Below are 11,557 nucleotides of genomic sequence, written 5' to 3'. Positions count from 1 at the left end.
ACAAATCATATTCACATTTCAAAGATCTTACATATTGATGAGCTACCATAATCAAATCATTTAACATTTTCAAACTTTTTCATCAAATGACTTGATTTTTATATAGTTAGCTCCTTTGATATAAAAAAGGGGTTATACCCCCTCTTCTTCAATAGCATATCTTACAATTGTTTTGAGTTTATCCACTGGATTTCTTTCAGGATCATTTAAATAAATTTCATGATGAAAACCACTTAATTTCATTCCCTGAATTGTAATATATTCCATAATTTGTTTGGTTGTATTAATTTCTGTATTATAAGCTCCTTTATGCATCATCTGCACACAACGTCCTTCTTTAAACCTTTTTAAATAAACATCAACAAGATAAGGATTATCCTTTTTTAATGTTATATTTTCCTTAATTGTTTCAAAAGTCTGCTCATCAAGAACTTTAGGTTGAGCAATCATTAATGTAAATTTAATCATCTTTTTTCGTGTCACATCAAACTGACTATTATCATATGTATCCCATAATCCTTCTAATGGAGAAATGAGGTATAATAAATCCATTTCTTCTTTAAAATAATCTTTAATTGCTTTCGATAATATATGTAAAGCCTCTGCTTTTAACTTAAATTCTTCCACATTTGGATTTCCGATTCCATCAACCATCAGAAAATTAAACTCTGGCACATCTACAACATCTATTCTTTTTGTTGAAGCATCATATTGTTTTTTATACTCTCTTCTAATGCCTTCTTTCACTAAGAATCCTCCTTCCATTGCCTTTACATTATATATAATTTTCATAAAAATATCCACTTATTTTAGGATTTTTTTATTTTTTATCTTCGCATTTTTTATTTTTCACACAAAAAAAGCGATTTTTTTAAAATCACTTTTCATCCCACAAAACAATTTGGCGAGATTGATTTGTACGCTTAACATCAATAATTCTTTGATTTTCAGATCCTCTAAACTTTAAACGAATATTTTTTTGAGCTAATATAAATGGTCCATCAACCAATATATCAAGATAACTTAATATTTCATCACTGTAAGGTCCATGCACCTTGCCACCTGGTAACAGATCTTCATAAAGATAGCCTGTATAACACCAAATATCTTTATCAGGATACATTTTTCGAACTTGTTGTAATAAAGGTAACAATCCCTCCTGATTAACAAGTTCCATAGGTTCTCCGCCTAAAAGCGTTAATCCCGCAATATGACTTGGTTTTAATGCTTTTAAAATCAAATCAATTGTTTCTTGGTTAAATTCCTGTCCATAATTAAAATCCCATGCGATCTCATTGAAACATTCAGGGCAACGATGAGTACAGCCAGAAACAAAGAGCGAAACTCTCACTCCTGTTCCATTGGCTATATCTACTGTTTTAATTGTTGCATACTTCATGTTTATAAGTGAAGAACACGTTCTTTAATTTCTTGTGTTCGCCCTTGATTCCAGAATTGTGTTCCAATATATCCACATGTACGTCTAGCAACACTCATTTTATCTTGATTTGTATTACCACAGTTTGGACATACCCAAATCAATTTTCCATCTTTATCTTCTTTGATTTGAATCTCTCCATCATAACCACATTCCATGCAGTAATCGCTCTTTGTATTTAATTCTGCATACATAATATGTTCATAAATATGTTTCATCACAGCTAAAACGGCTTCAATATTATCTTGCATATTTGGAACTTCAACATAGCTGATAGCTCCTCCTGGTGATAATTTCTGGAATTGTGATTCAAATGTTAATTTTGTAAAAGCATCAATTTCTTCAGTAACATTAACATGATAACTATTTGTAATATAGTTTTTATCTGTAACACCTGGAATTTTTCCAAAACGTTTTTGTAAACATTTTGCAAACTTATATGTTGTTGATTCAATTGGTGTTCCATATAAACTAAAATCAATGTTTTCTTCTTCTTTCCATTTTGCACAGGCATCATTTAAATGTTGCATTACTTCTAATGCAAATGGTGTTGCATCTGGATCGGTATGTGATTTTCCTGTCATATATTTGACACATTCACAAAGACCCGCATAACCTAATGATATTGTTGAATATCCACCATATAATAATTTATCAATTGTTTCACCTTTTTTAAGTCTTGCTAGAGCACCATATTGCCATAAAATAGGTGCCACATCACTGACAGTTCCTTTTAAACGATTATGACGACACATTAACGCTTCTTTACATAAATCCAATCTTTCATCCATAATACGCCAGAACTCTTTCATATCACCTTTAGAAGAGCAGGCAACATCCACAAGATTGATTGTCACAACACCTTGATTGAAACGCCCATAATATTTAGGTTTATTTGTTTCAGGATCAACATATGGTGTTAAGAAACTACGACATCCCATACATGTATAACAATGTCCTTCATCATTTTTATCAACTTTTAATTCCAACATTTTCTTTTCAGAAATATAATCTGGAACCATACGTTTCGCTGTACATTTTGCTGCCAATTCAGTTAAATACCAATATTTGCTGTCTTCACTAATATTATTTTCTTCTAAAACATAGATTAATTTAGGAAAGGCTGGTGTTACATAAACACCTTTTTCATTTTTAACACCTAAAATTCTTTGGTTTAATGTTTCTTCAATAATTAAAGCTAAATCATCTTTGATTTGTCCATCAGGGACTTCATTTAAATACATAAAGACAGTTACAAATGGTGCTTGACCATTTGTTGTCATTAACGTAATAACCTGATATTGAATCATTTGGACACCACGATTAATTTCTTTACGCACACGATATTCAGCCAATTCATTAATTTGTTCTTCACTGACAGGAATATTTTCCTGTTCAAATTCTTCTCTTACTTCTTTTCTGAATTTTTGACGACTGACATCAACAAAAGGAGCTAAGTGAGATAAACTGATACTTTGTCCCCCGTATTGTGAACTAGCAACCTGTGCAATAATCTGTGTTGCAATATTGCAGGCTGTAGAAAAGCTCTTAGGTCTTTCAATCATTGTTTCACTGATGACAGTTCCATTTTGTAGCATATCTTCAAGATTAACTAAACAGCAGTTATGCATATGTTGAGCAAAATAGTCTGAATCATGAAAGTGAATAATTCCTTCTTCATGAGCTTTCACAATATGTCCTGGTAATAATAGACGTTTTGTAATATCTTTGCTGACTTCTCCTGCCATGTAATCTCTTTGAACACTATTGACAGTTGGATTCTTATTAGAATTTTCTTGTTTAACTTCTTCATTAGCACATTCAATCAAGCTTAAAATCTGTTCATCTGTTGTATTTGATTTACGCACTAATGCTCTCATATAACGATATGTAATATATTTTCTCGCTACTGCAAAAGCATTCAATTTCATAATTTCATTTTCAACAAGATTTTGAATTTCCTCAACATTTAGCGCTCTTTTCATTTTTTCACATTGATACTTCACATTATTTGTAATATTATCAATATCTTCGTCTGATAATCTATCTGTTTCTACAACTTCATTATTGGCTTTTTCAATCGCTGCAGTAATTTTCGTTTGATCAAATAAGACTTCAGATCCATTACGTTTAATAATTTTCATAAAAACCCTTCCTCCTTGTTATTGTAGTTGTTAGTTTATCATATTCATCTTTTGAATAAAAGGAATATACACCATCACTCAAGATTTTTTTAATTCTCCACAAACAAAATCAAAAAGCATTGATTATATCAATACTTTTTGATTTATGTATCTGTTTTCTATAAACTTGTATGAATCTATTATAGCTTATTCATCGACAAAATAAAAGTATAAAGCACATAATTCTCAAGAAAATAATCGCTAACGCTAATATTTCATTTCAAAACTTTTTTCATTCTCTAAAACTGCCAAATCTTCAACTTCACATTGTTCTATTCGAATATAGCGAATACTATGCATATAGTCAATAACCTGCTGAATCAAAGAAAGTTCTCCTTGTAAGCATGCTTCCACATCACCATTACTTAAATTTCTAACCCAACCTGTTAAATGCAAACGTGTCGCCTGTTGGTAAAATGTAATACGAAATCCAACCCCTTGTACACGCCCTTTAAAAATGAAATGTTTTCTCACCATATAACCACCTCTTTTTTTCTATTTTATCATTTTATAAAAATGAAAAAAAGAGAAATCGATATGAGATTTCTCTAATCATCCAATCCTTTTTTCTTATAACCATACATGAAAGCTATCACCCCTAATAGAATCCATACTATACAGACAATTATAGCTATCACTGTCTCCTGATTAAAGAAAGGTTGTTGAACTGACAATTGTGAATAAAGCGTTTGGAAAGATGTTGTTGGAAAAATAACTGCAATCTTTTCAATCATTTCATTAAGCTGACTGAACATAGGAGGCAACATTAATAAAATCATCAACGGAGAACTCAATGTTCCAGCACTCATCTGATCTTTAGAAAGTAGACCTACCAGTGCTCCAAAAAACAAGACACTTAAAGATGATAAAACATAAAAGATAAGGAAATATCCAAAATACTCCATTGGCTCCTGACAAACCAGGAAAATAAGAATGCCATCAATCAACATCAAAACCAGTGCAACAAAAGCTTTACTCAATAAGAAATCAGTTGCACTGACATTAGCCAACATTAAAGAACGTAAAGTATGTTTTTCTTTCTCTTCAGCAACCATATTGGCTAAAACATTCAGTGGAACAATAGAAATTGTCATAATAATACACATAACAATAACAAAACTCCCTGTAGCTCCCTTAAGAATATCCCCTAATAAAAATTTATACATCACACCAAATAAAACTGGCAAAGCCAACATTAAAAAAACATTTTTATTAACGAAGCAATTCTTTAAATCCTTCATAAACAAAGCTTTACAAATACGTATATTCATCATGATTCCTCCTTAGTCAATGTTAAAAAAACTTCTTTTAAAGTTGGTTCAATGGAATGAATCATTAATAGTTCATCAATATGTTCCAATTCCTGTTTTAAAAGTTTTGGATCTAAAGGAATCGTATAGTCTTCTTGATTTGTTTTCATACGAATCTGTTTTTTAGAATATTTAAGTTTCAAATCTTCAGGATGTCCACTTTCAATAATGTGTCCATGATTCAAAAATGCAACACGATGACACATTTCATCTGCTTCTTCCATATTATGAGTTGTTAAAAAGACAGTCGTCCCTTTCGCATTAAGTTTCTTAATAATTTCCCTTACCTCATTAGCAGTTGAGGGATCTAAATTTGCTGTTGGTTCATCCAAAAACAGAAGAGATGGTGAATGAATAATGGTTCTAGCAAAGATTAATCGTTGTTTCATTCCTTTTGATAATTGACTAACTAATTGTTTTTTAGCATCTAATAAATCAACTTCTTCCAAGACTTTTTCAATACAGCTTTTATCAATATCATAGATTTTTGCAAATAACAGTAAATTATCATAAACACTCATCTTTTCATATAATCCACTATTATCACTCATAATCCCTATTTGACTTTTTATTTTTGAAGAAAAAGGCTTCTCCCCTAGTATCTGAATATCTCCTCCATCACTTTTTAACTGTCCCGTCAATAATTTAATCGTTGTTGTCTTTCCAGCTCCTGAAGGACCTAAAAAACCAAAAATTTCCCCTTTTCGAACTGAAAAATCACATCCTTGTAAAGCAACTGTCTTCTGAAAACTTTTTGATAGTTGCTTAACCTCAATAACATTTTTATCCATCATACTCCCTCCTTTTTCCTACTTTCATCGTATCATAGTCATTTTTAACAGACAATCATTTTACCATTTCTTTCCTTTATTTTTACATAACATTATAATTCATGATCAATCGTATGATTTTGTGCTATAATAAAAAAGCAAAAAAGATGAAAGGAGTTTTCAAATGAATTTCAAATTACCTGTCACAAATAAAAAGAGAACCATGATCATAATTGCAGTAATTATTTTCATCATCATATTTTGTCTTTGTATCTTTTTCTTTTCAAAAAATCAAACAGTCGCAAAAAAAGCAGAGAGTCAGACAGTTGTTGCCAATCAACAATCAGATGATTCAAAACAAGAACAAGACACAGCAACCATAAAATCTGATAACAACTCATCACAAAATCAAGAATCTTCAAATGATTCAGCATCAAAAACAAAAGAAACAAATAAAGATACTCAAACACAAACATCAAAAAAGAATTCTCAAACACAATCAACTTCAAAAAGCTCACAAAAGACAACAACCAATAAAAGTTCTTCTACAAACCAAAGTTCATCATCAACCCATGAACATGTATGGAAAGACCATAAATCAAAAAGATGGGTTTCTAAAATGGTGACTGTCACAGACTACGAAACACAAACAATTCGTGGAGCAAAATTTTACACTTATAATGGAACAAACGAATTAGGACAACCAACATATATTGCAAATGGTCCTACTTATTGGTTTGAAGATGGATTTACTCAGGATGATTTGAAAAATATTATAAGCGAAGGTATGAAAAATGCCGATGAAAATGGTTTATATAACGGCGTTTATTACGGTAACTATCAAAATGTCACAAAAACAGAAAAAGTAGAAGTTGGTTCTCATCAAGAAGATCAGGGCTATTATGAGGAATATGTAGATTATCAATATTGCAGTATTTGTGGTGCAAAAAAATAAAAAATACGACAACGACTAACATTTTAGTCATTGTTGTATTTTTTTATATCAATGTTTTAAAATAATTAGATTTGAGATTACTCTTTATTTCTTCATTAGAATATAAGATAAATTATATCCTAATAAACTCATCATATTTCCTATAAGGAAAAAAAGAAAAGGCATTCCATCTATCAACATATAATAAATCTTTGGAGGATAAACTTTTGGCAATATAAATAAGCAAATAAAACCCGCAACAATCAATATAAACCAAACTATCAAACATATAACATCCATCTTCCTATCATTTTTATCCATCAACAACAATCCATTCCAAACAGATGTCATAATCCCTAATCCTATGAATATCCATGTGATAGTCAATAAATAATTATATTGGGATATAAAAACCAATATATCATAACGAATGTATTGATAATACATCATCAACATCAAGTAGAAAACAGGAAATATCAAAATATAAATCTTTTTTAAAATCCTTCTCTTCATTTTAACTCACCTCAATCTACTTTAAGTATATCATTTTTCATTCAATGTTTCATAAATATATCATTTCATCAAAAAAGCTGTTAACATATATAGTCAACAGCTTCAACATCTATTCTTTATTTTTTGTTATGAGTAATAAAGTTATAGGCATCTTTACACATATCTTCTAATGTTTTTTCAGCTACCCAATCAAGTTCTTCTCTTGCTTTTGTTGGATCAGCATAACAAGTTGCAATATCTCCAGCACGTCTTGGTTTGATTTCATAATTGATTGTTACATTGTTCGCTTTTTCATAAGCTTTCACAATATCTAAAACACTATAACCATGACCAGTTCCTAAATTATAAGTATAAACACCATGATCACCAACAAGTTTCTTTAAAGCTTTCACATGTCCTTTAGCTAAATCGACAACGTGAATATAATCTCTGACTCCTGTTCCATCAGGTGTATCATAATCATTTCCAAAAACACCTAAGCATTCTAATTCTCCTACTGCAACTTTAGAAATATATGGAACTAAGTTATTTGGTATACCATTTGGATCTTCTCCTAATAATCCACTTTCATGTGCACCAATAGGATTAAAATATCTTAATAAAACAATATTCCATTCATGATCTGAAATATAAATATCTCTTAATATATTTTCAATCATTAATTTTGTTGTTCCATATGGATTTGTTGTTGGTCCTAATGGGAAATCTTCTTGAATAGGAACTGTGTGAGGATTTCCATAAACAGTTGCACTTGATGAGAAAATCAAATTTTTACAATTATATTTTCTTAACAATTGACATAAAACAAGTGTACTCAATAAATTGTTTTGATAATATTCCATTGGTTTTTGAACTGATTCACCCACTGCCTTATACCCAGCAAAATGAATAGCCCCATCAATTTGATTATCTTGAAAAACTTTTTCCATTGCTTCTAAATCACAACAATCTACTTCATAAAAAGCAGGTCTTTTTCCAGTGATTTTTGCAATGTTATCTAATGCTTCAGGTTTAGAATTATAAAAGTTATCTACAATGACAACCTCATGTCCTTCCTGCATCAATTCTACAACTGTGTGGCTTCCAATATATCCTGCGCCACCTGTTACTAATATTCTCATTTGTTTTCCTCCCTTAAATAGTCATCAAATATCTTTTGAATCGTCTCTTTTGTTATAGCGCCTTCATGTAATTTCTTTGTTCCTTCAAAAAAACAAGGAACATAATAATAATCATAAGTATCAGCCAATTCACTCTGTTCACTTTCTTCAATCATTTCTAAAGGAATACGTTGATACTTTGCATCCTGCTGATACAATTCTTGTATCCAGGCTAATGCCTGACGACAATATGGACAATTCTTTAAATAAAATAATTTCATATTAAATTAACCTCATTGTCTTAATCACAACAGGTTCAATTGGACAATCACGAGCATCTGTTGGGACATTAGCGATTTCATCAATCACATGTTTCCCTTTTGTGATTTTTCCAAAAGCTGCATACTCCCCATCTAAATGAGGTGCATCTTCATGCATGATAAAAAACTGTGAGCTGGCAGAATCCTTAATCATCGTACGTGCCATGGAAAGCACTCCTCTTGTATGTAATAAAGGATTATCAATACCATTGCTTTTAAATTCACCTTTAATCGCTGGTGTTTCATGAATATGCATATCTTTATCATATCCTCCACCTTGAATCATAAAGCCAGCAATGACACGATGGAAAATCAATCCATCATAAAAGTGGCTTTCAATCAGGTCAACAAAATTCTTCACAGTACGAGGCGCAATCTCAGGATATAATTCACCAGACATTACTTCTCCATTTTCCATTTCAATTTCAAAATCAATCGTTTTCATAACTTATCCTCTTTCTCTTCAATCATTCGATCATTTTTCTGTATTGTTTGTTCTTTTTTCTTTTGTAAATAAAATTTTATACCAAAAAATAAAACAATTAATGCTATTAAACCTAATAATAGATGTACTATTTTATTCATTTGTTCAAATTGATATGCTAAAGCGACAGTTAAACATAGATTGAGAATCAGTAAAGCTCCCGTGGTTTTAATTCTATGATTATAAAGACAGTCCAATGCTAAAGCATTTGACAAAAACAATATAATAATCAGTCCTACTTCCATGTTTTATCCTCCTGACACTATCATAACATCTTTTTCAATAAATTTCACTATAATTATGCTGTAACCGTTTTCATTAAATTATAAATATGTTAAAATGAAAGAAAGATATTCCAAAAAAATATTAAAGGAGCGTGATGATAATGAGAGCTTATCACTCAAACGAAATTGGAAATGTCGTTGTGTTAGGTCACTCTGGGAGTGGCAAAACCAGTGTGATTGAAGCCATGGCTTATCGTGCTGGTTTAACAAATCGTATTGGAAGAATTGAAGACGGGAATACCCTTAGTGATTATTCACCTGAAGAAATCAAAAGACATTCTTCTGTAGGATTATCTGTTATTCCTCTTGAATGGAACAACTGTAAAATCAATTTGTTAGATACGCCTGGTTCTTTTGATTTTATCGGTGAAGTAGAAGCGGCTTTAAAGGTTGCTGAAAGTGCATTAATTGTTGTACCTGCTACAGAAGGTATTAGTGTTGGTACTAAGGAAGCAATGCATAAAGCTTATGACAAAGCTAAAATGATTTATATTAGTGGCTTAGATTACCCTAATGCTGCCTATCATCAAAAACTTGAAGATTTAAAAATGACTTATGGTAAAGCTATTGCACCGATTCAAGTGCCAATCATGGAAGGTCATAAAATGGTAGGTTATGTCAATGTTGCGAAAATGGAAGGTCGTTATTTTGATGGTGAACAGACTCATCCTTGTCCTATTCCTGATAATATGTGGGACGAAATAACACCTATTAAAAACATGATTGACGAAGCTGTCGCGAATACCAATGACGAATTATTAGAAAAATATATTAATGAAGAACCTTTTACAAAAGAAGAAATTTCTTGGGCATTACGTCAAGGTGTTATGAATAAAACATTGATTCCTGTTTTATGTGGAACAAATCAAATTGGTATTCAAATCATTTTAAATTCTATGGTGGCATTCTTTAGTGCTGCTGGAGATATGGTTAATTCTATGGTTGTGCATAATGAAGAAACGGATGAAGATGATTTGATTGGTTATGATGAATCTTTAGCTCCATCATTATTTGTTTTTAAAACAATTGCCGATCCTTTTGTTGGTCGTATTTCTTTATTTAAAGTTTGTACAGGTTCTATTCGTACAGGTATCACATTATTTAATGTACAGAAAAAAGAAGCTGAAAAGATCAATAAACTTTATGTGATGAAAGGTAAAGATTTGATTGAAACAGATTGCCTCTATGCTGGGGATATTGGTGCTTTATCTAAATTATCATATACACAAACGAATGATACTTTATGTACTTTAGATTATCGTATGACTTATGAAACTATTTTATTTTCAAAACCATACTATGGTAAAGCTATTAAACCTGTAGGTAAGGCTAATGAAGAAAAAATTACAAATGCTATTAATAAACTTCTAGAAGAAGATAAAACATTAAAATTTGAAAACAATCCAGAAACAAAACAACAATGTATTTATGGTATTGGTGATATTCATATTGATAGTGTTGTTTCTAAATTAAAAGAAAGATTTAAGATTGATGTCACTTTAGATAATATTATTATTCCTTATCGTGAAACAATTCGTGGTCAAGTGACACAAAGATATAAATATAAGAAACAATCAGGTGGACATGGACAATATGGTGATGTTGAAATGACATTTGAACCTTTACATGATTATACTGTTCCTTTTGTCTTTGAAGAAAAAATCTTTGGTGGAGCCGTTCCTAAAGCTTATTTCCCTGCTGTAGAAAAAGGTTTAGTAGAAGCAACAAAACATGGTATTTTGGCACAGTACCCTGTTTTAGGTATTAAAGCCACTTTGATTGATGGTTCATATCACAGTGTCGATTCTTCTGAAATGGCATTTAAAACAGCTACAATTATGTGTTTTAAAGAAGCTATGGAAAAAGCAAAACCAGCTTTATTAGAACCATTCATGACTTTACACGTTTATATTGATGAACAATTTACGGGAGATATTATGGGACATTTCAATAAAAAACGTGCGCGTGTGATGGGAAGTGAAATCTTAGAAGATGGTTTAATTAAGATTACAGCTGAAGCCCCACAAGAAGAAGTCATGAATTATGCTGTTGATTTACGAGCAATGACACAAGGTCAAGGCTTCTTTGATATGGAATTTTTGGGATATGAATTTGCTCCTGAACATGTTGCCAAACGTGTGATTGCAAACCATCAACAATAGTAGTCAGAAGCTCTTAGGAGCTTCTTTTTTTAAAATTTATAGTTATAATCACATGAATT

At 30.9% G+C, this 11,557-nt stretch carries 13 protein-coding genes; 2 read left to right on the top strand and 11 right to left on the bottom strand.

Annotation, left to right across the window (positions count from 1 at the left end; all coding sequences use genetic code 11):
• Positions 1-132 precede the first annotated feature (132 nt).
• From B5G32_RS08960 to B5G32_RS08935, 6 genes are all read right to left on the bottom strand, one after another.
• On the bottom strand, positions 133-792 hold the full coding sequence (locus B5G32_RS08960) for a GyrI-like domain-containing protein (protein WP_224759478.1): 660 nt from the start codon (positions 790-792) through the stop codon (positions 133-135).
• A gap of 85 nt (positions 793-877) precedes the next feature.
• Positions 878-1,399 carry an anaerobic ribonucleoside-triphosphate reductase activating protein gene (nrdG, locus tag B5G32_RS08955; RefSeq protein WP_087936446.1) on the bottom strand — a complete coding sequence of 174 codons (522 nt, stop codon included), beginning with the start codon at positions 1,397-1,399 and terminating at the stop codon, positions 878-880.
• Between the two features lie 2 nt (positions 1,400-1,401).
• Positions 1,402-3,582, bottom strand: coding sequence for an anaerobic ribonucleoside-triphosphate reductase (gene nrdD, locus B5G32_RS08950; protein ID WP_087244403.1), 2,181 nt, complete (start codon positions 3,580-3,582; stop codon positions 1,402-1,404).
• 246 nt (positions 3,583-3,828) lie between these two features.
• Positions 3,829-4,098, bottom strand: coding sequence for an acylphosphatase (locus B5G32_RS08945; RefSeq protein ID WP_087244784.1), 270 nt, complete (start codon positions 4,096-4,098; stop codon positions 3,829-3,831).
• 71 nt (positions 4,099-4,169) lie between these two features.
• A complete protein-coding gene (locus B5G32_RS08940; RefSeq protein WP_224762540.1) occupies positions 4,170-4,892 on the bottom strand; it encodes an ABC transporter permease in 723 nt (240 codons plus the stop codon).
• Positions 4,892-5,722 carry an ABC transporter ATP-binding protein gene (locus B5G32_RS08935; protein WP_087936445.1) on the bottom strand — a complete coding sequence of 277 codons (831 nt, stop codon included), beginning with the start codon at positions 5,720-5,722 and terminating at the stop codon, positions 4,892-4,894. The genes B5G32_RS08940 and B5G32_RS08935 overlap by 1 nt, the downstream gene beginning before the upstream one ends.
• A gap of 163 nt (positions 5,723-5,885) precedes the next feature.
• Here B5G32_RS08935 and B5G32_RS13965 point away from each other — a divergent pair, with 163 nt between their 5' ends.
• Positions 5,886-6,656: a hypothetical protein gene (locus B5G32_RS13965; protein WP_204209681.1), complete on the top strand. Its 771-nt coding sequence runs from the start codon at positions 5,886-5,888 to the stop codon at positions 6,654-6,656.
• Between the two features lie 84 nt (positions 6,657-6,740).
• Here the strand turns inward: B5G32_RS13965 and B5G32_RS08925 are convergent, their stop codons facing one another.
• The 5 genes from B5G32_RS08925 to B5G32_RS08905 form a co-directional block, all read right to left on the bottom strand.
• Complete coding sequence (locus B5G32_RS08925) at positions 6,741-7,148, bottom strand: hypothetical protein (RefSeq protein WP_087936444.1); 408 nt, start codon at positions 7,146-7,148, stop codon at positions 6,741-6,743.
• Positions 7,149-7,264: 116 nt separating this feature from the next.
• A complete protein-coding gene (gene galE, locus B5G32_RS08920) occupies positions 7,265-8,269 on the bottom strand; it encodes a UDP-glucose 4-epimerase GalE (RefSeq protein ID WP_087244788.1) in 1,005 nt (334 codons plus the stop codon).
• A complete protein-coding gene (locus tag B5G32_RS08915) occupies positions 8,266-8,529 on the bottom strand; it encodes a thioredoxin domain-containing protein (protein ID WP_087936443.1) in 264 nt (87 codons plus the stop codon). The genes galE and B5G32_RS08915 overlap by 4 nt, the downstream gene beginning before the upstream one ends.
• 1 nt (position 8,530) lies before the next feature.
• A complete protein-coding gene (locus B5G32_RS08910) occupies positions 8,531-9,013 on the bottom strand; it encodes a peptidylprolyl isomerase (protein WP_087244790.1) in 483 nt (160 codons plus the stop codon).
• The gene (locus B5G32_RS08905) at positions 9,010-9,297 is read right to left on the bottom strand and encodes a hypothetical protein (protein ID WP_087244791.1); all 288 of its coding nucleotides are present in this window, start codon (positions 9,295-9,297) and stop codon (positions 9,010-9,012) included. Before B5G32_RS08905 ends, B5G32_RS08910 begins: the two co-directional genes overlap by 4 nt.
• A 140-nt stretch (positions 9,298-9,437) precedes the next feature.
• Between B5G32_RS08905 and B5G32_RS08900 the strand changes: the two genes are divergently transcribed.
• The gene (locus tag B5G32_RS08900) at positions 9,438-11,498 is read left to right on the top strand and encodes an elongation factor G (RefSeq protein ID WP_087244792.1); all 2,061 of its coding nucleotides are present in this window, start codon (positions 9,438-9,440) and stop codon (positions 11,496-11,498) included.
• The last annotated feature ends 59 nt before the right edge of the window (positions 11,499-11,557 follow it).

It is taken from the genome of Massilimicrobiota sp. An80 (assembly GCF_002159255.1).
Taxonomy (GTDB): domain Bacteria; phylum Bacillota_I; class Bacilli_A; order Erysipelotrichales; family Coprobacillaceae; genus Allocoprobacillus; species Allocoprobacillus merdigallinarum.
The sequence above is the reverse complement of the archived record's forward strand: the minus strand, read 5'-3'. Positions and strand labels throughout refer to the sequence as shown.